Origin of the sequence: Pedobacter sp. SYP-B3415 (assembly GCF_004138205.1) — a bacterium.
Taxonomy (GTDB): Bacteria; Bacteroidota; Bacteroidia; order Sphingobacteriales; family Sphingobacteriaceae; genus Pedobacter.
Window position 1 is genome coordinate 48,894 of the sequence record NZ_RXNQ01000033.1, and the last position, 20,589, is coordinate 69,482.

Below are 20,589 nucleotides of genomic sequence, written 5' to 3' on the forward strand. Positions count from 1 at the left end.
CAAAAGCAGTCAACTTTGTCATAAAGATACAGACATGAAACAGTTACTGTTGCTGCTCCTCTTCCTGGCCGGAAGTGCGCAGGCACAAAAATCTGCTAATCCTAAAACCCAAAAGAAGATGAAATTAAACGCAGGCATTGTTACGAAAAAACTCGCAGAGAGTAAAGCTTTTTACACAGAGACGCTGGGCTTCGGTGTGACCTTTGAAAACGAATTTTACCTGTTGCTGCATACGCCGGGGCAGGAGGCCGAACTCAGTTTCCTGTTTCCCGACCACCCGTCACAGCAGCCGCTCTTTCAGTCAGCATTTTCCGGCAGGGGAATGTACCTGACTATCGAAGTGGAAAACGTGGACAAGCTTTATGACGAAATCAAACGGAAAGGCGTACCTATAAAAATTGAGCTGCGCGATGAACCTTGGGGCGACCGGCATTTCGCTATTGAAGATCCGAATGGGGTAGGCATTGACATTGTTACTTACGCTCCGCGTGATTAGCAATCGCCCGCGCCGGCGCAAGGGGCAGGCATTACCGACAGGCACAGGCCCTGGGTTTTAAACCGGATGGAAGCGGTAGCCCCGAAGCATGAGGGCTACAGCGTACAGCCGGAAAGGCTTTGTTCCCTGCAGCGGCCCTGCTTTTCAGATCATACGCAAAAAGGTTTATAAGAAACTGTCTTTTAGCCGGTGGCACGGATGCCTCCGGCTTTTTGTATGCTGCGCAGGTAAGGCAGAATGATCTGATCGTGAATTTTTCATAACATCTTGATTTATAAAAAGAATTGTTCTACTTTTGCAGTCCCTTATTGTAGGGGTAAAGTTTTTAGATAAAAAAGAGAAAAAAACAAAAAGAGCAAAATGCCAACCATTCAACAATTAGTTAGAAAAGGTAGAGTAGCACTGGAGTTCAAGAGTAAGTCTCCGGCGTTGGACAGCTGTCCACAGCGAAGAGGTGTATGTACACGTGTGTACACCACTACCCCTAAAAAACCAAACTCAGCCATGCGTAAAGTAGCCCGTGTTCGTTTGACGAACGGCAAAGAGGTGAATGCTTACATCCCTGGCGAAGGTCACAACCTGCAGGAGCACTCGATCGTTCTGATTCGCGGTGGTCGTGTAAAAGACTTACCGGGTGTACGTTACCACATCATTCGTGGCGCATTGGATACATCAGGTGTGAATGGCCGTAACCAACGTCGTTCTAAATATGGTACTAAACGCCCTAAACCAGGACAAGCAGCTGCGGCTCCTGCAAAAGGCAAAAAGAAATAATTAAGGGAGGAAAATAACGATGAGAAAGTCAAAACCAAAAAAGAGAATTATTCTTCCTGACCCGAAATTTAACGATGTTCAGGTTACCCGTTTTGTGAACAACATGATGTTCGACGGTAAAAAGTCTATTGCTTATTCTATTTTCTACGATGCTGTAGACCTGGTAGAGAAAAAAGCGAACGAAAACGGTCTTGAAGTATGGAAACGTGCTTTGAGTAATGTTATGCCAGCTGTAGAGGTTAAATCACGCCGTGTGGGTGGTGCAAACTTCCAGGTTCCGACCGAGGTTAGGCCTGAGCGTAAAACTGCACTGGGCATGAAATGGCTTATTTCTTTTGCACGCAGACGTGGTGAAAAAACCATGAAAGAGAAACTGGCGGGAGAAATCGTTGCTGCTGCCAAAGGTGAAGGTGCCGCTGTGAAAAAGAAAGAGGATACGCACAAAATGGCTGAAGCCAACAAAGCATTCTCACATTTCAGATTCTAGTAAAATGACTGAACGGCAGCAGCCGGTTGCGGCTTAAATATCTGCTAACCTGTTACGGCCGTTCTTTCGAAATAAAAAGAAAATGTCAAGAGACTTAAAATATACCAGAAATATAGGTATTGCCGCTCACATCGATGCCGGTAAGACAACAACCACCGAGCGTATTCTTTATTACGCGGGTGTAAACCACAAAATTGGTGAGGTTCACGAAGGTGCTTCAACAATGGACTGGATGGTACAGGAAGCAGAACGTGGTATCACCATTACCTCTGCTGCTACTACCGTAAACTGGAATTACAGAGGCGATAAATACCACATCAACATCATCGATACCCCGGGCCACGTGGATTTTACCGTAGAGGTAAACCGCTCGCTGCGCGTACTGGATGGTCTGGTGTTCCTTTTTTCAGCTGTAGACGGTGTTGAGCCGCAGTCTGAAACCAACTGGCGTCTTGCCAACAATTATGAGGTTCCGCGTATCGGTTTCGTAAACAAAATGGACCGTTCAGGTGCAGATTTCCTTAAAGTTGTTAAGCAGGTTCGTGAGATGCTGGGCAGCCACGCTGTGCCGCTTCAGTTGCCGATCGGTTCTGAAGATGCATTCAAAGGTGTGGTAGACCTGATCAACAACCGTGGTATTGTTTGGAATGAGCACGATAAAGGGATGACCTTTACCGAAGTTCCAATTCCTGATGATATGGCTGACGAGGTTGCTGAATGGCGTGAAAAACTTCTTGAAGCAGTAGCTGAATACGATGAGAGCCTGATGGAGAAATTCTTCGAAGACCCGGCTTCAATCACCGAGCGCGAAATTCTGAACGCTTTGCGTCAGGCTACGCTTGATGCGAAGATCGTACCTATGGTATGTGGTTCTTCGTTCAAAAACAAGGGTGTACAAACCATGCTCGACCTCGTTATGGAATTGCTTCCTTCGCCGCTTGATTCAACCGGCGTAACCGGAACGAACCCTAACACAGGTGAAGAAGTTAGCCGCAAACCTGATGTAAAAGAGCCATTCTCGGCACTTGCATTCAAAATTGCTACTGACCCGTTTGTAGGCCGTCTGTGCTTTATCCGCGTTTACTCAGGTAACCTGGATGCTGGTTCTTACGTGTACAACACACGTTCTGAAAACAAAGAGCGTATCTCGCGTATCTTCCAGATGCACGCAAACAAACAAAACCCGATCAATAACATTGGTGCCGGTGATATCGGTGCGGTGGTTGGTTTTAAAGACATCAAGACAGGTGATACCCTGTGTGATGAGAAAAACCCGATCATCCTTGAGTCAATGGTATTCCCTGATCCGGTTATCGGTCTGGCCATTGAGCCAAAAACTCAGGCTGACGTTGATAAACTGGGTATCGCATTAGGTAAACTTGCTGAAGAGGATCCTACCTTCCGTGTACAGACTGACGAGGAAACTGGTCAGACTGTTATCTCAGGTATGGGTGAGCTTCACCTGGACATCCTGATCGACCGTCTGAAACGTGAGTTCAAGGTTGAAGTAAACCAGGGTGCGCCACAGGTTGCTTATAAAGAGGCAATTACCGGCACAACGCAGCACCGTGAAACCTATAAAAAACAAACTGGTGGTCGCGGTAAATTTGCCGATATCCAGGTTGTTATTTCTCCGATCGATGCTGACTTCGAAAAAGGTGGTCTGCAGTTCGTAAACGAAATCGTTGGTGGTTCAATCCCACGTGAGTTTATTCCATCTGTTGAGAAAGGTTTTGCTGCAGCGATGAGCAATGGTGTTCTTGCAGGCTTCCCGCTTCCGGATATGAAAGTTCGTCTGATCGATGGTTCATTCCACGCGGTCGACTCTGATGCTCTTTCATTTGAGATCGCTGCCCGTTCAGCGTTCCGCGAAGCGTTGCCAAAATGTAAACCTGTTCTGATGGAGCCGATCATGAAGATCGAGGTACTTACTCCTGAAGAAAACATGGGTGATGTAATGGGCGACCTTAACCGTCGTCGTGGCCAGCTGCAAGGTATGGACACCCGTAACGGTTCACAGGTAATCAAAGCCCTGGTTCCACTTTCTGAAATGTTTGGTTATGTAACTCAATTGCGTACCATTACTTCAGGTCGTGCAACATCTACCATGGAGTTCGATCACTACGAGCCGGCGCCTAAAAACGTTCAGGACGAGGTGATTGCAAAATCAAAAGGTAAAGTTAAGTCGTTAGACTAAACCATACATAAACCGGATTCGGGTTTTCCGAATCCGGTTTTGCATTGAATTTACACCCGGCCGTTGTTATAAATAGCTCTAACCACGGCCACATTAATACATATCATGAGCCAAAGAATCAGAATTAAATTGAAATCTTACGATTACAACCTGGTTGACAAATCAGCAGAAAAAATCGTAAAAACAGTAAAGCCTACTGGCGCAGTGGTTAGCGGTCCGATTCCGTTGCCAACAGAGAAGAAAGTGTTTACCGTTTTGCGTTCACCACACGTAAACAAAAAAGCGCGTGAGCAGTTCCAACTGTGTGCCTACAAAAGGCTGCTGGATATCTACAGTTCAAACTCTAAAACCGTAGACGCCCTGATGAAACTTGAATTGCCTAGCGGTGTTGAAGTTGAAATCAAGGTGTGATTTCACAAAAGGTTAAAAAAAATCCTGGCTTCGGCCGGGATTTTTTTTTGTTCGCCCCGCGCGAACGGTCGCAGTTGCCTGTTCGCAGGGGATCCCTCGCCGTTGCGATCAGGTCAGATAGGAGTTACATAACGCGCTTCGGGATGACGGCGTGGGGTGACGGAGTGAGTTAAGGAGATTTGAGATATGAGATTTGAGTCTTGAGACATGGAATAGTATATAGGTATTCGTAGTTCGTATTTAGACGTGGTGCAGAAACTCCTCGACCGGTTCTGGCGTGTTGAGGGGTGCGCCGTGGTCGTTCGTCCCGGTTCTTCGTTCCTTGCTCTCCCGGAGGGGTATAGTATATAGGTATTCGTAGTTCGTATTTAGACGTGGTGCAGAAACCCCTCGGCCGGTTCTGGCGTATTGAGGGGTGCGCCGTGGTCGTTCGTCCTGGTTCTTTTATCTTTTAGTCTCATTGAGGGGTTAGACGCCGTGGTCGTTCGTCCCGGTTCTTTGTTCCTTGCTCTCCCGGAGGGGTATAGTATATAGGTATTCGTAGTTCGTATTTAGACGTTGTGCAGAAACCCCTCGGCCGGTTCTGGCGTATTGAGGGGTGCGCCGTGGTCGTTCGTCCTGGTTCTTTTATCTTTTAGTCTCATTGAGGGCTTACACGCTGCGGTCTATTGTCCAGGTTCTTTTTTCCTTGCTCTTCTTAACGGCTTTCGTCCGGAGCAAATCCATCACCTTCCCCGCAAATCGTCCATTTTGTTGCGCTCGTCCTGCAGTTCGCGGGCCAGCTTTTTTTCCTTTTCGTTCGCCTTGATCTTGTACTGCTGGTACTCTTCAGAAACCTCCTGGAAAAGCTGCACCCGGTATCGGGCCTCTTTTCGGTAGCTGGCCGACCGGAAGATAATAAATGCCAGCGCCGCACCCAGCACGATAATGATTGACCAGACCAGTGTACTGTAGGTTCCTTTATTAAACGGGATGCCTAAGAACCGGATTTCATCCACCCGGGTGGTGGCCTCGTTCAACGAACTTTCTTTTCCGCTGATGTCTTTGTTAAGCGAAGCGATGGTAGCCGCTTGTTCCTTAATCTTTGTTCTTGCTTTGGCCAGCTGGCTACGTTCGGCGCGGAGACTGTCGTTGACATTTTTCCAGAGACCTGACAACCGGTTCGGATTAATCAACCGGTAACCATTCATGTTCCGGGACTTTGACAGCATGAAATTATACTGTCCGCGAAGTGAGGGATCTGTGTTGCGGCTGGTATCGCGTACCTGGGCACCGGCACCAAAGAATGTTAAACACAGGACAATGAGCAGGAGCGGGGAAAAAGTAGTTTTTATGTTCATGATTTAATTTGAGGCACTTTAAGTAAGTTAACAAAAATCGGACAAAATTATTGTGCAAGGCGATTTTTAGCTTTTTCAACCAGGCAATTTTACCGCCTAAAATCTATTAAAACCAGCAGTAAACTAGATTTTAATTTGTCTGTTTATATTCTTTGAACGATCTGCCGGACTGTATATTTGCCGGATGACCGTCATCATTTTCACGCTGATTGTGCTTTTCGGATCGCTATTAGCGGGTTTCTTAGGGTCACTCACCGGTCTTGGCGGCGGGGTGATCATCATTCCGCTGCTTACGCTTGTACTTGGTGTAGATATCCATTATGCCATTGGGGCCTCGATCATTTCAGTTATTGCTACCTCATCGGGCTCTGCTGCCGCCTATGTTAAAGAAGGCATAACCAACATCCGCATAGGCATGTTCCTTGAGATCGCGACAACAGTCGGTGCCGTGCTTGGCGCCGTTCTGGCCGTCTACCTGAATCCGGGTTACATCGCGGTGGTTTTCGGTTGCATCCTCATTTTCTCTGCGCTTGCCGCCCTGCGAAAAAAGGCCGATCATAGCGATAACCTCGCTGTCAGTGGTCTTGGAAATAAATTTAAACTTAATGGAAGTTATCCGGACTGTGGCAGGCAGCATCCCTATACGGTGAAACACGTTCCGGGCGGATTTTTCATGATGCTGTTTGCCGGAACGCTTTCCGGTCTGCTCGGCATAGGCTCAGGGGCTTTAAAGGTTATCGCCATGGATAATATCATGCGCATTCCATTTAAAGTTTCTACCACCACCAGCAATTTTATGATGGGTGTGACCGCTGCAGCCAGCGCCGTTGTGTACCTGCACAGGGGGCAGATCGACCCGGGCATTGCTATGCCTGTTGCGCTCGGGGTGCTTACGGGTGCACAGATCGGTTCGCGGGTTTTGCTGCGCACGCAAACCGGAATGCTTAAAAAAGTGTTTGCTGTAGTAATTATATTCCTCGCACTTCAAATGATCTATAACGGTCTTTCTGGCAAGATATGAGTAAAGAGCCGAGACATTATACAGGAGATAAAGATATCCAGGTGATCATAGGTACCCTGCTTCGTACGGGTGTTTACACCTCATTGGGTATCGTATTGCTTGGCGGAATCATCTTCATGGTGAGCCATGCGAGGCAGCCGGTAGACTACAGCATCTTCCGTGCCCAGGGGCCCAGGCTTGCTTCTATAGGCGGTATACTGCGGGGCGTGCTTACGCTGGATGGTATGGCCGTCATCCAGTTTGGTATTCTGCTGCTCATCTTTACGCCCATAGCCCGGGTAGTTTTTTCGATATTCAGTTTTCTGATCGAGCGCGACTACCTGTACGTTGCAATCGGCCTCCTCATCCTGACCATTATCGGTATCAGCATGAACGGCGGGTTTACACACTGATCATAGCGGCTGCGCAAGAGGCTCAGACACGGCCCGTTCCTGTGGCCGGATTATTTGCAAAAATAATTCGCTAACTATTTGAAAATTAAGAATTCTTTCCTATTTTTGCCGTCCCTTTTAGGGGGATGTACAACCACCTTGAACGAAGCCCTACTGCTTCGATGGGTGTTAAATTAAAATAGAAAATGTCAGGAATTATTGGAAAAAAAGTAGGAATGACCAGTATTTTCGATGCAGAAGGTAGAAACATACCTTGTACTGTAATCGAAGCTGGGCCTTGTGTGGTAACACAGGTAAAGACCGCTGAGACAGACGGTTACTCTTCAATTCAACTCGGTTACGCCGACGCGAAAGAAAAAAACACCACCTCTCCTTTGAAAGGTCACTTCGCTAAAGCGAACACCACGCCAAAACGCAAACTGGTAGAATTCACAACCTTCGAATCTCAGCTTAACCTGGGTGATGTTGTTACTGTGGATCTGTTCCAGGAAGGCGATTTTGTCGATGTGGTAGGAACCTCAAAAGGTAAAGGTTTTCAGGGTGTTGTGAAACGCCACGGATTTGGTGGTGTTGGCGGACAAACCCACGGTCAGCACAACAGGATGCGTGCACCTGGTTCACTGGGTGCGTCGTCTTATCCTTCACGTGTATTCAAAGGAATGCGCATGGCGGGCAGAACAGGTGGTGACCGCGTGAAAGTTCAGAACCTTCAGGTACTGAAAGTTTATGCTGAGCAAAACCTGTTGGTAGTTAGTGGTTCCGTACCGGGAGCTAAAGGATCTTACGTAATCTTAGATAAGTAAGCAAGATGGAAGTTAAAGTAGTAAACATTTCAGGAAAAGAAACAGGTGCCAAGGTGCAACTTCCTGAGTCGGTATTTGGGATTGAGCCTAACGACCATGCGATTTACTTAGATGTGAAGCAGTACCTTGCCAACCAGCGCCAGGGAACGCACAAAGCTAAGCAACGTAACGAGATTGCCGGTTCTACCCGTAAATTGTATAAACAAAAAGGTACAGGTGGTGCCCGTGCAGGAAATATCAAATCGCCATTGTTTAACGGTGGTGGTCGTGTTTTCGGTCCTCAGCCACGTGATTATGGTTTCAAACTGAACCGTAAACTGAAGTCTCTGGCCCGTAAATCGGCCCTGGCGTACAAAGCAAAAGACAACAATGTTGTTGTTCTTGAAGATTTCAGCTTTGATTCAATCAAAACCAAAAACTATATCAACCTGGTTAACGCCCTGAACCTGGGTGGTGAGAAAACCCTGTTGGTATTACCTGCGCAAAACAACAATATCTATTTATCAAGCAGAAACATCCAAAAGGCAAAAGTGATCACAGCTGCTGAGCTGAACACGTACGACGTGCTGAACGCCGGCAAACTTTTGTTGACCGCTGATTCTGTTAAAACGCTGGAGGAGGCATTTGCCAAGTAATATGGAGATTTTAAAGAAACCAATATTAACAGAAAAGGCTTCTGCATTAACAGAAAAGTCTAACCGCTTTACTTTCAAAGTAGATCACAAAGCAAACAAGCTTCAGATCAAACAGGCGATTGAAAAAATGTATGGCGTAAACATCGTTGCTATCAATACCATGGTAGTTGATGGTAAAGCTAAATCACGTTACACAAAAGCAGGTTTTGTTTCAGGCCGCAGCCCGAAATACAAAAAAGCAGTAGTAACGCTGAAAGCAGGAGAAACAATTGATTATTACGCAAACATTTAATAAGAATCATTTATAACTATGGGCTTAAGAAAATTTAAACCGGTTACTCCGGGCACCCGCTTCCGGGTCGGTGCTTCATTTACGGAGATCACAGCAACCAAGCCCGAAAAATCATTGGTTGTATCAGTAAAGAAGTCCGGTGGACGTAACAACAGTGGTAAGATGACTATGCGCTACCTGGGTGGTGGCCACAAGAAGTCTTACCGTCTGATCGATTTCAAACGCGATAAGTTTGATATCCCTGCTACAGTAGCATCTGTAGAGTACGATCCGAACCGTACTGCGCGTATTGCCTTGTTGCACTACGCTGATGGCGAGAAACGTTATATCATTGCTCCTGAAGGTCTTCAGGTAGGTCAGACGCTTGTGTCTGGCGTATCAGTAGCTCCTGAGGTTGGTAATGCATTGAAACTGGCTAATATTCCTTTGGGATCGATTGTTCATAACCTGGAGATCCATCCTGGTAAAGGTGCGCAGCTGGCGCGTTCAGCAGGTGCTTATGCACAGCTGGCAGCCCGCGACGGGAAATACGCCATCGTTAAAATGCCTTCGGGTGAAACACGCATGATCCTGGCTGACTGTATGGCTACCATCGGTACCGTATCTAACTCAGACCATGCAAATGAAGTATTGGGTAAAGCAGGCCGCAACCGTTGGTTGGGTCGCCGTCCGCGCGTTCGTGGTGTTGCCATGAACCCGGTAGATCACCCTATGGGTGGTGGTGAAGGCCGTTCATCAGGTGGTCACCCACGCTCACGCAAAGGTGTACTGGCGAAAGGTTACAAAACCCGTACCCTTAAGAAATATTCTAATCGTTTCATCATAGAGAGAAGGAAAAAATAATGGCTCGTTCGATAAAAAAAGGACCCTATATTGACCACAACGTAGAGAAAAAAGTAGTCTCTATGAATGATTCAGGCAGAAAGTCTGTAATCAAAACCTGGTCACGCAGATCAATGATCTCTCCGGACTTCGTTGGTCATACATTCGCAGTACACAACGGTAATAAATTTATCCCTGTGTATGTTACAGAAAACATGGTAGGTCACAAACTGGGAGAGTTTGCTCCGACCCGTACATTCAGAGGACACGCTGAAAAGAAAAAATAATTAGACAATGGAAGCAGTAGCAAAATTAAATAATTGTCCAACCTCACCGCGCAAAATGCGTCTGGTTGTAGATCTTATCAGAGGTGAACGTGTTGAGAAAGCATTGCATATCTTAAAATTCACCAATAAAGAAGTAGCAATCAGAGTTGAGAAACTTCTGTTGTCTGCCATCAAAAACTGGGAGAACAAGAATGAAGGTGCCCGCCCTGAAGAAAATCAGTTGTATGTTAAAACCGCAACTGTAGACGGTGGTCGTCAGCTTAAACGCCTCAGACCTGCACCTCAGGGACGTGGTTACAGGATCCGCAAACGGTCTAACCATGTTACGCTGGTTGTAGACAGCAAAATTCAAGAAACTCAAAACTAATAGGAGAAATGGGACAAAAAGCACATCCAATAGGTAACAGATTAGGAATCATCAAAGGTTGGGATTCTAACTGGTTCGGTGGCAACAACTACTCCGATAAATTAGTTGAGGACGAAAAAATAAGAAAATACCTTTCTGCGCGTATCGCAAAAGGTGGTGTAGCTAAAGTAGTGATCGAGCGTACGCTTAAACGCATCACTGTGACCATTCACACTGCCCGTCCGGGTATCGTGATCGGTAAAGCAGGCCAGGAGGTTGACAAGATCAAGGAAGAGCTGAAAAAACTTACAAAAAAGGAAATTCAGATCAACATTTTCGAGATCAAAAGACCTGAGCTGGATGCACAGCTGGTAGCAGAAGGCATCGCAAAACAACTGGAAGCAAGGATATCTTTCCGCCGGGCCATGAAATCTTCAATCGCCTCTACCATGCGTATGGGTGCTGAAGGTATCAAAATCATGACCTCAGGTCGTTTAGGTGGTGCCGAGATGGCACGTACCGAGCAGTATAAAGAAGGAAGAATTCCTTTGCATACTTTCCGTGCCGATATTGATTATGCATTGGCAGAAGCTTTGACCACCTATGGTAAAATCGGTATCAAAGTCTGGATCTGTAAAGGTGAGGTTTACGGTAAGCGTGACCTTTCACCAAACATCGGTGCAGCCAATACCAACACCAAAGGCGGTCCTCGCTCAGAGTCGGCTTCTTTCGGTGGAAGAGATAACCGTGGTGGCGGAAGAGACAATCGCGGTGGTGGAAGAGACAACCGTGGTGGCGGAAGAGATAACCGTGGCGGTGGACAAAACAGAGGTCCCCGTAAATAATTAATTCAGTTTATCATAATCGTTTTTAACGATCCTATTTTAAAAGAAAATGTTACAGCCAAAAAGAACGAAGTTCAGGAAGATGCAAAAGGGCAGGATGAAAGGTTTAGCCACCCGTGGGGCTGAGCTTGCATTCGGTTCTTTCGGAATCAAGTCCCTGGAAGCTACCTGGATCACCAGTCGCCAGATCGAGGCTGCCCGTATCGCCGTAACACGTTACATGAAACGTGAAGGCCAGGTATGGATCAGGATTTTCCCGGACAAACCGGTTACCAAAAAACCTGCTGAAGTACGTATGGGTAAAGGTAAAGGTGCCCCTGAATACTGGGTTGCCGTAGTAAGACCCGGACGTGTTATTTTCGAAGCTGAAGGCGTGCCTTTGGAAATTGCCAAAGAAGCAATGCGTTTAGCCGCTCAGAAATTACCGATCCAAACAAAATTTGTAGTACGTAGAGATTACGTAGAAGCATAAGTTCAAAAGTTGAAGTTAGCAGGCGCTTGAGGCCATCTCAAACCTGCAACTGTCAACGCAAAAGAAGAATAAAATGAAGAACTCAGAAATTACAGGGCTTTCAAAAGAGGAGTTAGTAGCTAAAATTGCGGAAGAAAAGGAAAACTTGACGAAGTTGAAGTTTGCCCACACCATCTCAGCTATTGAAAATCCTTCGCGGATATCAAAGGTGAGAAAAGATATCGCCCGCTTAACCACTCAACTGACTGCGGTGAAGAAAGCCGAGTCAGCTTCAGAAACTAAATAATTTTAGCGTCGAAATGGAAAGACAATTAAGAAAGACAAGAACGGGCTTAGTAGTAAGCAACAAGATGGATAAATCTGTTGTGGTTTCAGTTGAACGTAAAGTGAAACACCCGATCTATGGTAAGTTCGTAAAGAAAACTACCAAATTTATGGCTCATGACGAGAAAAACGAATGTGGTATCGGTGACACCGTACTGATCATGGAGACTCGTCCGCTGAGTAAGAACAAAAACTGGAGATTGGTACAAATTTTAGAAAGGGCTAAATAACATGGTACAGCAGGAATCAAGATTAAACGTTGCTGACAACAGCGGCGCAAAAGAAGTATTGGTTATCCGTGTGCTTGGTGGAACCGGCAAACGTTATGCATCTATCGGCGACAAAATCGTTGTTACCGTTAAAAGCGCATTGCCTTCAGGTAACATCAAAAAAGGAGCCGTTTCTAAAGCAGTGGTAGTAAGAACAAAGAAAGAGATCAGAAGAAAAGACGGTTCTTACATTCGTTTTGACGACAATGCAGCAGTATTGCTGAATGCCCAGGATGAGCCACGCGGTACACGTATTTTTGGCCCGGTAGCAAGGGAATTACGTGAAAAACAATTTATGAAAATTGTATCATTAGCACCGGAGGTATTATAAAATGGAAAAGAAAGTAGCAAATCCAAAATTAAAGATCCGCACAGGTGATTTAGTGAAAGTAATTGCCGGCGACTCAAAAGGCCAGCAAGGTAAAGTACTGCAGGTACTGACCGATAAAAACAAAGCCATTGTTGAGGGCATCAACCTGGTGTCAAGACACACCAAACCAAATGCTGCAACCCCGAATGGCGGTATCATTAAAAAAGAGGCTCCTCTTCATATCTCAAACCTGATGCTGGTTGACCCTAAATCAGGAAAAACAACCCGCGTTGGCAGGAAACTGAACGCTGATGGCAAATTGGTAAGAGTAGCTAAAATTTCAGGAGAGGAGATCAAATAATGGCACAGACACCAAGACTTAAAAGCAAATACAAAGAGGAGATCGTAAATAACCTCAAGGAGAAGTTTAACTATAAAACGGTTATGCAGGTTCCTAAACTTACAAAGATCTCCATCAATCAGGGTGTTGGCCGTTTTTCGGTAACCGACAAAAAGATTATGGACACTTCTATCGCTGAACTGACTACCATTACCGGTCAGCAGGCTGTAGGTGCCAAATCAAAAAAGGATATCTCTAACTTCAAACTCCGTAAAGGTATGCCTGTTGGGGTTCGTGTTACATTGCGCGACAACAACATGTATGAGTTTCTTGACCGCCTGATCGCTGTTGCCCTGCCACGTATTCGTGACTTCAAAGGTATCAATGACAAAGGCTTTGACGGAAAAGGAAATTATACCCTCGGTATTACCGAGCAGATCATTTTCCCTGAGATCAACATCGATAAGATCAATAAAATTTTAGGGATGGATATTACTTTCGTAACTTCGGCGAATTCTGACGTAGAAGCGCTGGAATTACTGAAACAATTCGGTTTACCATTTAAAAATCAAAATATCATTACTAATGGCTAAAGAAGGTGTAAAAGCGCGCGAATTAAAACGCCAGAAACTGGTAGCGAAATTCGCAGAGAAACGTGCAGCATTGAAAGCAGCCGGCGATTATGAAGCTTTGGACAAGTTGCCAAAGAATGCATCACCGGTACGTTTACACAACCGTTGCAAGCTTACCGGCCGTCCGCGTGGTTTCATGCGTACATTCGGTATCTCAAGGGTAACTTTCCGCGACATGGCGCTCGCAGGTAAGATCCCCGGGGTAAAGAAAGCAAGCTGGTAACAAGCCCGAAGGATCAAAATCAAAGACTGAAGCGCGCTCAGGCCGCTTTGGTCTTTGGTTTTACATCGTTTGGCATTTACAGAATTTTAACCGGTAGAAGGTCCGTTAATATTGGAGAGGAAACCACTACCACAACAAAATCATAATGAATACAGATCCAATAGCAGATTATTTAACAAGAGTAAGGAACGCCATTAAGGCCAACCACAGAGTTGTAGAAGTTCCTGCATCAAACCTTAAAAAGGAAATTACTAAAGTTCTTTTTGACAAAGGTTACATCGCGAATTACAAGTTTGAGGATAACAATGCTCAGGGAACGATCAAGATCGCCCTTAAGTACAATCCGATTACAAGAATTCCTGCTATTCGTACATTGGTGCGAGTAAGTAAACCAGGTTTGAGACAGTATGCAGGCGTAGACAATATGCCAAGAGTATTAAACGGTTTAGGTATCGCAATCTTATCTACTTCCAAAGGTGTAATGACCGACAAGGAAGCAGCCAAATTGAATATTGGTGGTGAGGTATTGTGTCACGTTTATTAATAGGAGGAAAGCACAATGTCAAGAGTAGGAAAAGCCCCAATTACAATTCCCGCAGGTGTAACAGTTACCGTTTCAAATGAAAATTTGGTAACAGTGAAGGGTCCGAAAGGAGAATTACACCAGGCAGTTGATTCAGACATCACTGTACAACAGGAAGACGGCGTTTTAACCGTTGTTCGTCCGTCAGATCAAAAAAGGCACAAAGCATTGCACGGTCTTTACCGCGCTTTGATCAACAACATGGTTGTTGGTGTTACCGAAGGTTACAAGGTTGAGCAGGAACTGGTAGGTGTGGGTTACCGCGCCAGCAACCAGGGAAATACACTGGACCTCGTTCTGGGTTATTCTCACCACTATGTATTCCAGGTGCCAAAAGAAATTAAAGTTACAACCGCTTCTGAGAAAGGCCAGACGCCAAAGATCATTTTAGAGAGCATTGACAAACAACTGATTGGCCAGGTAGCGGCAAAAATCCGCTCACTGCGTGCACCAGAGCCATACAAAGGTAAAGGTATCAAGTTTGTGGGTGAGGTATTGAGAAGAAAAGCAGGTAAATCAGCATCTAAAAAATAAGGAATCATGGCAGGTAAAAAATTATCACGAAGAGATCGTATCAAAAAAGGGATCAGAAAAAGACTTACCGGTTCTGCTGAGCGCCCTCGTTTATCGGTATTCAGAAGCAATAAAGGCATCTATGCGCAGGTTATCAATGATGTTACAGGCAGTACCATCGTTTCAGCCTCAAGTTTGTCAAAAGATTTTTCTGCATCAGGCAGCAAATCTGAACAGTCTCAGGCTGTTGGCAAACTGATCGCAGAAAAAGCCATTGCAGCTGGTGTAAAAGAAGTTGTTTTTGACAGGAATGGTTACTTGTACCACGGACGTGTCAAATCACTTGCAGAAGGTGCACGTGAAGGTGGTTTAGTATTTTAATTCATAACACAGATCAAATGTCAACTATCAATATAAAAAGAGTTAAGTCTAGCGAGATCGAGTTGAAAGACCGTCTGGTTAGCATTCAGCGTGTTGCCAAAGTAACCAAAGGCGGCCGTACCTTCAGCTTCTCTGCCATCGTGGTAGTAGGAGACGAGAACGGTGTTGTTGGTTACGGTCTTGGTAAAGCGAAAGAGGTAACAGAAGCGATTGCCAAAGGTGTGGACGACGCGAAAAAGAACCTGGTTAAAGTTCCGGTTCTGAACGGTACAGTTCCTCACGAGCAAATCGGTAAATTTTCAGGCGGTTTTGTTCTGATCAAACCAGCTGCAGTCGGTACCGGTGTAATTGCCGGTGGTGCGATGCGTGCAGTATTGGAGAGTGCAGGTATCCATAACGTACTTGCCAAATCAAAAGGTTCATCCAACCCACACAACGTGGTAAAAGCAACTGTAGATGCATTGACTAAAATGCGCGATGCCTACACCGTTGCACAACACCGTGGGGTTGATCTTAACAAAGTATTTAACGGATAATAAAATGGCTAAGATTAGAATAACCCAGATTAAAAGCGTTATCGACAGAAGCGAGCGCCAAAAGAAAACCGTTCAGGCTTTAGGTTTGTCAAAAATAAACCAATCTGTAGAGGTTGAAGCTACTCCCCAGATTATCGGGATGGTGAGAAAGGTAAATCACCTGGTAGCTATCGAAAGTATATAATTTAAAAAGCTGTATCTGTCTTCAGGCAGGTACGGCTTTTCATCATGTTTAATCGTTGTCCCTGATTAGTGAAAGCGAAGGGCAACACAACAAGTTTTAAAATGAACTTAAGTAATCTGAAACCTGCAAAAGGTTCTGTTAAAGGTGGTAAAAGAATTGGTCGTGGTACAGGTTCAGGCCGTGGTGGAACATCTACACGTGGTCATAAAGGTGCCGGATCCCGCTCAGGAACAAGCACAAAGGTAGGTTTCGAAGGTGGTCAGATGCCACTTCAGCGCCGTGTACCAAAGGTTGGTTTCAAACCAATTAACCGTACAGAGTATGTAGGTGTAAACCTCGACGTACTGCAGGGTCTTGCTGAAAAATTCAATTTGGAAAGCGTAGATTTCGCAACCTTGAAAGAACATGGTCTTGTTTCAAAGAACGACCTGGTAAAAATTCTTGGTCGTGGCGAAGTTAAAGCTAAATTGAATGTTAAAGCACACGCCTTCTCAGCATCTGCACAAAAAGCGATCGAAGCTGCCGGCGGGTCAATCGAAAAATTGTAATGAAAAAGCTATTTACTACTTTAAGTAATATCTGGAAAATTCAGGAATTAAAAGAGCGTATCTTATTTACGCTCTTAATTCTTGTTATCTACAGGTTCGTGTGCCAGGTTGTATTGCCGGGCGTAGACGCGAACGTGTTGGGCCAAAATCAAAAATCAGGTCTGCTCGGCCTGTTAGACATGTTTGCCGGTGGTGCCTTTTCGAAGGTTTCTATCGTGGCGCTTGGCGTAATGCCATACATCTCTGCCTCTATCGTGGTGCAGTTGCTTGGTATCGCCGTTCCCTCTTTCCAGAAAATGCAGAAAGAAGGTGAAAGCGGACGCAAAAAACTAAACCAGATTACCCGTTACCTTACCGTTGCCATTACCATCGTTCAATCTGTTGGTTATGTGAAAACGCAGGTTCCGGAAGATGCTATTCTGATTAACCATACCCTGTTCTACATCCTTTCTACTTTCGTGCTTACTGCGGGAACACTTTTCGTGATGTGGCTGGGTGAAAAGATTACCGACAAAGGTATCGGCAACGGAACATCACTTATTATCATGGTCGGCATTATTGCGCGCCTTCCTATTGCATTGCAGCAGGAAGTAAGTTCGAGAGCTGCCGGACAAGGCGGCGGCCTGATTGCCCTCGTGGTAGAGATCGTTGCACTGTTTGCTGTTGTGATGTTTACCATCCTGATTGTTCAGGGTGTGCGTAAAGTTCCTGTTCAGTATGCCAAAAAAATTGTAGGCAACAAACAATTTGGCGGTGTAAGACAATACATCCCATTAAAGGTTAATGCTGCCGGTGTAATGCCGATCATCTTTGCTCAGGCGCTGATGTTTATTCCTGCGGGTCTGACCGGGTTTTTCCCGTCGCTTCAGAACAGCTGGCTGAGCGCGTACAGCGACTATACGTCTGTTACCTACAGCGTAACTTTTGCAATTCTTATTATCGCGTTTACATTTTTCTATACAGCCATCACGGTTAACCCGACTCAGATGTCTGACGACATGAAAAAGAACGGCGGCTTTATTCCGGGTATCAAACCAGGCTTTGCTACATCAAGCTTTATTGATGATGTGATTTCGAAGATCACCTTTCCCGGTGCAATCTTCCTTGCTATCATTGCAATTCTGCCATCTGTAGCTGTTAAATTTGGTATCGCTTCTGAGTTTGCACATTTTTACGGTGGTACATCACTTCTTATCCTGGTGGGCGTTGTTCTTGATACGCTGCAGCAGGTTGAGAGTTATTTGCTTATGCGTCATTACGACGGTTTGATGAAAACCGGCCGTGTAACCGGACGTACAGGTATTCCTGCAGCAGGCAATAACGCCGCGTTGTAATCAGCACTGATGTCAAAGATACGGTACAAGACAGACGACGAAATCGAATTGATCAGGGAAAGCGCGATGTTGGTTTCCCTGACTCTTGCTGAAGTAGCAAAAGTGATCGCTCCTGGCATTACGACACTGCAGCTCGATAAGCTTGCGTATGAATTCATCAGCGACCATCAGGCTATTCCCGCGTTTTTAAACTATAACGGGTTTCCATATTCTTTATGCATATCGCCTAACGAGCAAGTGGTTCACGGCTTTCCGGGCGATCATGTGATCAGAGAAGGTGACCTGATCTCGGTCGACTGCGGCGTAATCAAAAACGGATTTTTTGGCGATTCTGCCTTTACGTTCTCGATTGGCGAAGTGAGCGCTGAAAAGCAAAAGCTGGTTCGTGTTACGAAAGAATGCCTGGATCTGGCTGTCAGTAAAGCCACAGCCGGAATGCGTGTTGGCGATGTTGGTTTTGCCTGTCAGCAGCATGCTGAGGTAAACGGCTTTGGTGTGGTTCGGGAGTTGGTTGGTCACGGCGTAGGGTTTGAACTTCATGAAAAACCGGAGGTAGCCAACTATGGGAAACGCGGCAGCGGAATCAAACTCGAAGAGGGGATGGTGATAGCGATTGAGCCTATGATCAATGCCGGGGTAGCCGGTGTTAAATTCTGGCAGGATGGCTGGACAGTTACAACCAAAGACAACAAGCCTTCCGCTCATTTCGAACACACGGTAGCCGTGCGTAAAGGGAAACCCGACGTGTTGTCGAGCTTTTCTCCCATAGAGGAAGTTTTGCAACAAAAAAAATAAATATTTGATTTTTTTTATTTAATTTTGCAACCCTGTTTAGAAGCAGCTAATTAAGTAAATATCAATAAAATATGGCTAAACAAGCCTCAATTGAACAAGACGGAGTAATTAAGGAAGCATTGTCAAACGCTATGTTCCGGGTAGAACTGGAAAACGGGCATGAGATTATTGCACATATTTCGGGCAAGATGCGGATGCACTACATCAAAATTCTTCCCGGTGATAAAGTAAAACTGGAGATGTCGCCTTACGACCTAACGAAAGGCCGGATCACTTATAGATATAAATAACAATGAAAGTAAGATCATCAATCAAGAAGCGTAGCGCTGATTGCAAGGTAATTCGTCGTAAAGGGAAGCTTTACGTGATCAACAAGAAGAACCCGAAATACAAGCAACGTCAAGGTTAGTAAAGAAAATTAATCAATTTTTAAAGCTAAGAGTCGCCGGCTAGAGGCCGGACGATACTTTAAAATAACAAAAGCATGGCAAGGATATCAGGTATTGATTTACCAAGAAACAAAAGAGGAGAAATCGGACTAACCTACATCTACGGAGTAGGCCGGTCAACTGCGCAGCGTATCTTAACGCAGGCAGGTATCGATTTCAGCAAAAAAGTACAGGACTGGTCTGATGACGAACTGTCAGCCATCCGTACCATTATTAACGACGAGATCAAAGTAGAAGGTGCTCTGCGTTCTGAAGTTCAACTGAACATTAAACGTTTGATGGATATTGGTTGCTATCGTGGTCTTCGCCACAGAAAGGGTCTCCCTTCACGTGGACAGCGTACAAAGAATAACTCACGTACCCGTAAAGGCAAGAGAAAAACAGTTGCAAACAAGAAAAAAGCTACTAAATAACAAGTAGTATCAAACAATAATCATGGCTAAGAGTAAAAAAGTTACCAAAAAGCGTATTGTTGTGATCGAACCTGTTGGGCAGGCGCACATCAATGCTACTTTTAACAATATCATCGTTACCCTGACCAACAACAACGGTCAGACTATTTCATGGTCTTCTGCAGGCAAAATGGGCTTCAAAGGTTCTAAGAAGAATACGCCTTATGCAGCAGGTCAGGCAGCTTCAGATTGCGGAAAGGTCGCTTTTGACCTGGGTCTTCGCAAGGTTGAAGTGTTCGTTAAAGGACCAGGTGCTGGCCGTGAGTCAGCAATCCGTACCCTGCAGGTTGCAGGTATCGAAGTAATGTCTATCAAAGACATCACCCCGCTTCCGCACAACGGTTGCCGTCCTCCAAAGAAAAGAAGAGTTTAATCAATCACTTTTAAAGCTAAGAGTCGCCGGTTAGAGGCCGGACGATACTTTAAAATATACTACAATGGCAAGATATACCGGACCAAAATCCAAAATCGCCCGTAAATTCAGAGAGCCGATCTTCGGCCCTGATAAGGCATTAGAAAGAAAAAATTACCCTCCCGGACAACATGGTGCGTCTAAAAGAAGAGGTAAACAATCAGAGTATGCAATCCAGTTAATGGAGAAGCAGAAAGTAAAATACACTTACGGTGTATTGGAAAAACAATTCAGTAACCTTTTCAAAAAAGCATCTTCACGTCAGGGTATTACTGGTGATAACCTGCTTCAATTGCTCGAGGCACGCCTTGACAATACTGTTTATCGTTTAGGTCTTTCGACTACACGTTCAGGTGCAAGACAGCTGGTTAGCCATAAACACATTACAGTGAACGGCGAAGTTGTGAACATTCCTTCTTACCAGCTTCGTGCCGGTGATGTTGTTGCTGTTCGTGAGAAGTCTAAATCGCTTGAGGCCATTTCTGCTTCGGTTGCAGGCCGGAAGATCAATAAATTCTCCTGGTTAGACTGGAATGCTGATGAGTTGAGCGGAAAGTTCCTGACTTATCCAAACCGCGATGAGATTCCTGAGAACATCAAGGAAAACCTGATCGTCGAGCTTTACTCTAAGTAAACTTTTAGTGTCGATTGCCTGTTTCAGGCAATTGGCATTTTTGGCTTTAC

The 20,589-nt window shown here is 45.3% G+C and carries 35 protein-coding genes; 34 read left to right on the top strand and 1 reads right to left on the bottom strand.

Annotated elements, in window-relative coordinates; all coding sequences use genetic code 11:
* The first annotated feature begins 34 nt into the window (after positions 1–34).
* The 5 genes from EJV45_RS13625 (at position 35) to rpsJ (ending at position 4,365) form a co-directional block, all read left to right on the top strand.
* Positions 35–496, top strand: a complete 462-nt coding sequence (locus EJV45_RS13625) for a VOC family protein (RefSeq protein WP_205942389.1) — start codon at positions 35–37, stop codon at positions 494–496.
* A 360-nt stretch (positions 497–856) separates the two neighbouring features.
* A complete protein-coding gene (gene rpsL, locus EJV45_RS13630) occupies positions 857–1,270 on the top strand; it encodes a 30S ribosomal protein S12 (RefSeq protein WP_107214527.1) in 414 nt (137 codons plus the stop codon).
* A 19-nt stretch (positions 1,271–1,289) separates the two neighbouring features.
* Positions 1,290–1,757 carry a 30S ribosomal protein S7 gene (gene rpsG, locus EJV45_RS13635; protein WP_129716288.1) on the top strand — a complete coding sequence of 156 codons (468 nt, stop codon included), beginning with the start codon at positions 1,290–1,292 and terminating at the stop codon, positions 1,755–1,757.
* A gap of 82 nt (positions 1,758–1,839) precedes the next feature.
* Entirely contained in the window at positions 1,840–3,954 is a 2,115-nt protein-coding gene (fusA, locus tag EJV45_RS13640; RefSeq protein WP_129716290.1) for an elongation factor G, read from the top strand.
* A 105-nt stretch (positions 3,955–4,059) separates the two neighbouring features.
* Positions 4,060–4,365 (top strand): 30S ribosomal protein S10, encoded by a 306-nt coding sequence (gene rpsJ / locus EJV45_RS13645; protein ID WP_084237698.1) that lies wholly within the window; start codon positions 4,060–4,062, stop codon positions 4,363–4,365.
* A gap of 725 nt (positions 4,366–5,090) precedes the next feature.
* Here the strand turns inward: rpsJ and EJV45_RS13650 are convergent.
* The gene (locus EJV45_RS13650; RefSeq protein WP_129716292.1) at positions 5,091–5,705 is read right to left on the bottom strand and encodes a hypothetical protein; all 615 of its coding nucleotides are present in this window, start codon (positions 5,703–5,705) and stop codon (positions 5,091–5,093) included.
* Between the two features lie 184 nt (positions 5,706–5,889).
* Here EJV45_RS13650 and EJV45_RS13655 point away from each other — a divergent pair, with 184 nt between their 5' ends.
* The 29 genes from EJV45_RS13655 to rpsD all read left to right on the top strand — a co-directional run bounded on the left by EJV45_RS13655 (position 5,890) and on the right by rpsD (position 20,539).
* Positions 5,890–6,726 (top strand): sulfite exporter TauE/SafE family protein, encoded by an 837-nt coding sequence (locus tag EJV45_RS13655; protein ID WP_129716294.1) that lies wholly within the window; start codon positions 5,890–5,892, stop codon positions 6,724–6,726.
* Positions 6,723–7,118, top strand: a complete 396-nt coding sequence (locus EJV45_RS13660; protein ID WP_129716296.1) for a DUF1634 domain-containing protein — start codon at positions 6,723–6,725, stop codon at positions 7,116–7,118. The genes EJV45_RS13655 and EJV45_RS13660 overlap by 4 nt, the downstream gene beginning before the upstream one ends.
* A 185-nt stretch (positions 7,119–7,303) precedes the next feature.
* Positions 7,304–7,921 (top strand): 50S ribosomal protein L3, encoded by a 618-nt coding sequence (gene rplC, locus EJV45_RS13665; RefSeq protein ID WP_129716298.1) that lies wholly within the window; start codon positions 7,304–7,306, stop codon positions 7,919–7,921.
* 5 nt (positions 7,922–7,926) lie between these two features.
* A complete protein-coding gene (rplD, locus tag EJV45_RS13670) occupies positions 7,927–8,556 on the top strand; it encodes a 50S ribosomal protein L4 (protein ID WP_129716299.1) in 630 nt (209 codons plus the stop codon).
* 1 nt (position 8,557) lies between these two features.
* Complete coding sequence (gene rplW / locus EJV45_RS13675) at positions 8,558–8,848, top strand: 50S ribosomal protein L23 (RefSeq protein ID WP_107214535.1); 291 nt, start codon at positions 8,558–8,560, stop codon at positions 8,846–8,848.
* A gap of 18 nt (positions 8,849–8,866) precedes the next feature.
* Complete coding sequence (gene rplB, locus EJV45_RS13680) at positions 8,867–9,691, top strand: 50S ribosomal protein L2 (protein WP_129716301.1); 825 nt, start codon at positions 8,867–8,869, stop codon at positions 9,689–9,691.
* Positions 9,691–9,957, top strand: coding sequence for a 30S ribosomal protein S19 (rpsS, locus tag EJV45_RS13685; protein ID WP_129716303.1), 267 nt, complete (start codon positions 9,691–9,693; stop codon positions 9,955–9,957). The genes rplB and rpsS overlap by 1 nt, the downstream gene beginning before the upstream one ends.
* 7 nt (positions 9,958–9,964) lie before the next feature.
* Positions 9,965–10,324, top strand: a complete 360-nt coding sequence (gene rplV, locus EJV45_RS13690) for a 50S ribosomal protein L22 (RefSeq protein WP_129716305.1) — start codon at positions 9,965–9,967, stop codon at positions 10,322–10,324.
* An 8-nt stretch (positions 10,325–10,332) separates the two neighbouring features.
* Positions 10,333–11,148 carry a 30S ribosomal protein S3 gene (gene rpsC / locus EJV45_RS13695; RefSeq protein WP_129716307.1) on the top strand — a complete coding sequence of 272 codons (816 nt, stop codon included), beginning with the start codon at positions 10,333–10,335 and terminating at the stop codon, positions 11,146–11,148.
* 49 nt (positions 11,149–11,197) lie between these two features.
* On the top strand, positions 11,198–11,620 hold the full coding sequence (gene rplP, locus EJV45_RS13700; RefSeq protein ID WP_107214540.1) for a 50S ribosomal protein L16: 423 nt from the start codon (positions 11,198–11,200) through the stop codon (positions 11,618–11,620).
* Between the two features lie 73 nt (positions 11,621–11,693).
* A complete protein-coding gene (gene rpmC / locus EJV45_RS13705) occupies positions 11,694–11,906 on the top strand; it encodes a 50S ribosomal protein L29 (RefSeq protein ID WP_129716310.1) in 213 nt (70 codons plus the stop codon).
* A 13-nt stretch (positions 11,907–11,919) separates the two neighbouring features.
* Positions 11,920–12,174, top strand: coding sequence for a 30S ribosomal protein S17 (gene rpsQ, locus EJV45_RS13710; RefSeq protein ID WP_010599901.1), 255 nt, complete (start codon positions 11,920–11,922; stop codon positions 12,172–12,174).
* A 1-nt stretch (position 12,175) separates the two neighbouring features.
* Positions 12,176–12,544, top strand: a complete 369-nt coding sequence (rplN, locus tag EJV45_RS13715) for a 50S ribosomal protein L14 (RefSeq protein WP_107214542.1) — start codon at positions 12,176–12,178, stop codon at positions 12,542–12,544.
* A gap of 1 nt (position 12,545) precedes the next feature.
* Positions 12,546–12,884, top strand: a complete 339-nt coding sequence (rplX, locus tag EJV45_RS13720; RefSeq protein ID WP_129716312.1) for a 50S ribosomal protein L24 — start codon at positions 12,546–12,548, stop codon at positions 12,882–12,884.
* Positions 12,884–13,456, top strand: a complete 573-nt coding sequence (gene rplE, locus EJV45_RS13725; RefSeq protein ID WP_129716314.1) for a 50S ribosomal protein L5 — start codon at positions 12,884–12,886, stop codon at positions 13,454–13,456. Before rplX ends, rplE begins: the two co-directional genes overlap by 1 nt.
* Positions 13,449–13,718, top strand: a complete 270-nt coding sequence (rpsN, locus tag EJV45_RS13730) for a 30S ribosomal protein S14 (RefSeq protein WP_129716316.1) — start codon at positions 13,449–13,451, stop codon at positions 13,716–13,718. The genes rplE and rpsN overlap by 8 nt, the downstream gene beginning before the upstream one ends.
* A 142-nt stretch (positions 13,719–13,860) precedes the next feature.
* Positions 13,861–14,262: a 30S ribosomal protein S8 gene (rpsH, locus tag EJV45_RS13735; protein WP_239494955.1), complete on the top strand. Its 402-nt coding sequence runs from the start codon at positions 13,861–13,863 to the stop codon at positions 14,260–14,262.
* Positions 14,263–14,277: 15 nt separating this feature from the next.
* Positions 14,278–14,835, top strand: coding sequence for a 50S ribosomal protein L6 (gene rplF, locus EJV45_RS13740; protein ID WP_129716318.1), 558 nt, complete (start codon positions 14,278–14,280; stop codon positions 14,833–14,835).
* Positions 14,836–14,841: 6 nt separating this feature from the next.
* A complete protein-coding gene (gene rplR / locus EJV45_RS13745) occupies positions 14,842–15,195 on the top strand; it encodes a 50S ribosomal protein L18 (RefSeq protein ID WP_129716320.1) in 354 nt (117 codons plus the stop codon).
* Between the two features lie 17 nt (positions 15,196–15,212).
* The gene (gene rpsE, locus EJV45_RS13750) at positions 15,213–15,731 is read left to right on the top strand and encodes a 30S ribosomal protein S5 (protein WP_107214549.1); all 519 of its coding nucleotides are present in this window, start codon (positions 15,213–15,215) and stop codon (positions 15,729–15,731) included.
* A 4-nt stretch (positions 15,732–15,735) separates the two neighbouring features.
* On the top strand, positions 15,736–15,915 hold the full coding sequence (rpmD, locus tag EJV45_RS13755; RefSeq protein ID WP_205942390.1) for a 50S ribosomal protein L30: 180 nt from the start codon (positions 15,736–15,738) through the stop codon (positions 15,913–15,915).
* 101 nt (positions 15,916–16,016) lie between these two features.
* Positions 16,017–16,463: a 50S ribosomal protein L15 gene (gene rplO / locus EJV45_RS13760; protein ID WP_129716323.1), complete on the top strand. Its 447-nt coding sequence runs from the start codon at positions 16,017–16,019 to the stop codon at positions 16,461–16,463.
* Positions 16,463–17,797 (top strand): preprotein translocase subunit SecY, encoded by a 1,335-nt coding sequence (gene secY / locus EJV45_RS13765; RefSeq protein WP_129716325.1) that lies wholly within the window; start codon positions 16,463–16,465, stop codon positions 17,795–17,797. The genes rplO and secY overlap by 1 nt, the downstream gene beginning before the upstream one ends.
* Positions 17,798–17,806: 9 nt before the next feature.
* Positions 17,807–18,592 carry a type I methionyl aminopeptidase gene (gene map / locus EJV45_RS13770; RefSeq protein WP_129716327.1) on the top strand — a complete coding sequence of 262 codons (786 nt, stop codon included), beginning with the start codon at positions 17,807–17,809 and terminating at the stop codon, positions 18,590–18,592.
* Between the two features lie 71 nt (positions 18,593–18,663).
* Positions 18,664–18,882: a translation initiation factor IF-1 gene (infA, locus tag EJV45_RS13775; protein WP_079643278.1), complete on the top strand. Its 219-nt coding sequence runs from the start codon at positions 18,664–18,666 to the stop codon at positions 18,880–18,882.
* A gap of 2 nt (positions 18,883–18,884) precedes the next feature.
* A complete protein-coding gene (gene rpmJ / locus EJV45_RS13780; protein WP_107214554.1) occupies positions 18,885–19,001 on the top strand; it encodes a 50S ribosomal protein L36 in 117 nt (38 codons plus the stop codon).
* 75 nt (positions 19,002–19,076) lie between these two features.
* Positions 19,077–19,454, top strand: coding sequence for a 30S ribosomal protein S13 (rpsM, locus tag EJV45_RS13785; protein ID WP_129716329.1), 378 nt, complete (start codon positions 19,077–19,079; stop codon positions 19,452–19,454).
* Positions 19,455–19,476: 22 nt separating this feature from the next.
* Positions 19,477–19,866: a 30S ribosomal protein S11 gene (gene rpsK, locus EJV45_RS13790; RefSeq protein WP_107214556.1), complete on the top strand. Its 390-nt coding sequence runs from the start codon at positions 19,477–19,479 to the stop codon at positions 19,864–19,866.
* A gap of 64 nt (positions 19,867–19,930) precedes the next feature.
* Positions 19,931–20,539, top strand: coding sequence for a 30S ribosomal protein S4 (gene rpsD / locus EJV45_RS13795; RefSeq protein ID WP_129716331.1), 609 nt, complete (start codon positions 19,931–19,933; stop codon positions 20,537–20,539).
* Positions 20,540–20,589: the final 50 nt, after the last annotated feature.

Excerpts from the sequence above, each read along its gene's own strand:
- EJV45_RS13625 (WP_205942389.1), top strand. The coding sequence starts at position 35 with ATGAAACAGTTACTGTTGCTGCTCCTCTTCCTGGCCGGAAGTGCGCAG.
- rpsL (WP_107214527.1), top strand. The coding sequence starts at position 857 with ATGCCAACCATTCAACAATTAGTTAGAAAAGGTAGAGTAGCACTGGAG.
- rpsG (WP_129716288.1), top strand. The coding sequence starts at position 1,290 with ATGAGAAAGTCAAAACCAAAAAAGAGAATTATTCTTCCTGACCCGAAA.
- fusA (WP_129716290.1), top strand. The coding sequence starts at position 1,840 with ATGTCAAGAGACTTAAAATATACCAGAAATATAGGTATTGCCGCTCAC.
- rpsJ (WP_084237698.1), top strand. The coding sequence starts at position 4,060 with ATGAGCCAAAGAATCAGAATTAAATTGAAATCTTACGATTACAACCTG.
- EJV45_RS13650 (WP_129716292.1), bottom strand. The coding sequence starts at position 5,705 with ATGAACATAAAAACTACTTTTTCCCCGCTCCTGCTCATTGTCCTGTGT.
- EJV45_RS13655 (WP_129716294.1), top strand. The coding sequence starts at position 5,890 with ATGACCGTCATCATTTTCACGCTGATTGTGCTTTTCGGATCGCTATTA.
- EJV45_RS13660 (WP_129716296.1), top strand. The coding sequence starts at position 6,723 with ATGAGTAAAGAGCCGAGACATTATACAGGAGATAAAGATATCCAGGTG.
- rplC (WP_129716298.1), top strand. The coding sequence starts at position 7,304 with ATGTCAGGAATTATTGGAAAAAAAGTAGGAATGACCAGTATTTTCGAT.
- rplD (WP_129716299.1), top strand. The coding sequence starts at position 7,927 with ATGGAAGTTAAAGTAGTAAACATTTCAGGAAAAGAAACAGGTGCCAAG.
- rplW (WP_107214535.1), top strand. The coding sequence starts at position 8,558 with ATGGAGATTTTAAAGAAACCAATATTAACAGAAAAGGCTTCTGCATTA.
- rplB (WP_129716301.1), top strand. The coding sequence starts at position 8,867 with ATGGGCTTAAGAAAATTTAAACCGGTTACTCCGGGCACCCGCTTCCGG.
- rpsS (WP_129716303.1), top strand. The coding sequence starts at position 9,691 with ATGGCTCGTTCGATAAAAAAAGGACCCTATATTGACCACAACGTAGAG.
- rplV (WP_129716305.1), top strand. The coding sequence starts at position 9,965 with ATGGAAGCAGTAGCAAAATTAAATAATTGTCCAACCTCACCGCGCAAA.
- rpsC (WP_129716307.1), top strand. The coding sequence starts at position 10,333 with ATGGGACAAAAAGCACATCCAATAGGTAACAGATTAGGAATCATCAAA.
- rplP (WP_107214540.1), top strand. The coding sequence starts at position 11,198 with ATGTTACAGCCAAAAAGAACGAAGTTCAGGAAGATGCAAAAGGGCAGG.
- rpmC (WP_129716310.1), top strand. The coding sequence starts at position 11,694 with ATGAAGAACTCAGAAATTACAGGGCTTTCAAAAGAGGAGTTAGTAGCT.
- rpsQ (WP_010599901.1), top strand. The coding sequence starts at position 11,920 with ATGGAAAGACAATTAAGAAAGACAAGAACGGGCTTAGTAGTAAGCAAC.
- rplN (WP_107214542.1), top strand. The coding sequence starts at position 12,176 with ATGGTACAGCAGGAATCAAGATTAAACGTTGCTGACAACAGCGGCGCA.
- rplX (WP_129716312.1), top strand. The coding sequence starts at position 12,546 with ATGGAAAAGAAAGTAGCAAATCCAAAATTAAAGATCCGCACAGGTGAT.
- rplE (WP_129716314.1), top strand. The coding sequence starts at position 12,884 with ATGGCACAGACACCAAGACTTAAAAGCAAATACAAAGAGGAGATCGTA.
- rpsN (WP_129716316.1), top strand. The coding sequence starts at position 13,449 with ATGGCTAAAGAAGGTGTAAAAGCGCGCGAATTAAAACGCCAGAAACTG.
- rplF (WP_129716318.1), top strand. The coding sequence starts at position 14,278 with ATGTCAAGAGTAGGAAAAGCCCCAATTACAATTCCCGCAGGTGTAACA.
- rplR (WP_129716320.1), top strand. The coding sequence starts at position 14,842 with ATGGCAGGTAAAAAATTATCACGAAGAGATCGTATCAAAAAAGGGATC.
- rpsE (WP_107214549.1), top strand. The coding sequence starts at position 15,213 with ATGTCAACTATCAATATAAAAAGAGTTAAGTCTAGCGAGATCGAGTTG.
- rpmD (WP_205942390.1), top strand. The coding sequence starts at position 15,736 with ATGGCTAAGATTAGAATAACCCAGATTAAAAGCGTTATCGACAGAAGC.
- rplO (WP_129716323.1), top strand. The coding sequence starts at position 16,017 with ATGAACTTAAGTAATCTGAAACCTGCAAAAGGTTCTGTTAAAGGTGGT.
- secY (WP_129716325.1), top strand. The coding sequence starts at position 16,463 with ATGAAAAAGCTATTTACTACTTTAAGTAATATCTGGAAAATTCAGGAA.
- map (WP_129716327.1), top strand. The coding sequence starts at position 17,807 with ATGTCAAAGATACGGTACAAGACAGACGACGAAATCGAATTGATCAGG.
- infA (WP_079643278.1), top strand. The coding sequence starts at position 18,664 with ATGGCTAAACAAGCCTCAATTGAACAAGACGGAGTAATTAAGGAAGCA.
- rpmJ (WP_107214554.1), top strand. The coding sequence starts at position 18,885 with ATGAAAGTAAGATCATCAATCAAGAAGCGTAGCGCTGATTGCAAGGTA.
- rpsM (WP_129716329.1), top strand. The coding sequence starts at position 19,077 with ATGGCAAGGATATCAGGTATTGATTTACCAAGAAACAAAAGAGGAGAA.
- rpsK (WP_107214556.1), top strand. The coding sequence starts at position 19,477 with ATGGCTAAGAGTAAAAAAGTTACCAAAAAGCGTATTGTTGTGATCGAA.
- rpsD (WP_129716331.1), top strand. The coding sequence starts at position 19,931 with ATGGCAAGATATACCGGACCAAAATCCAAAATCGCCCGTAAATTCAGA.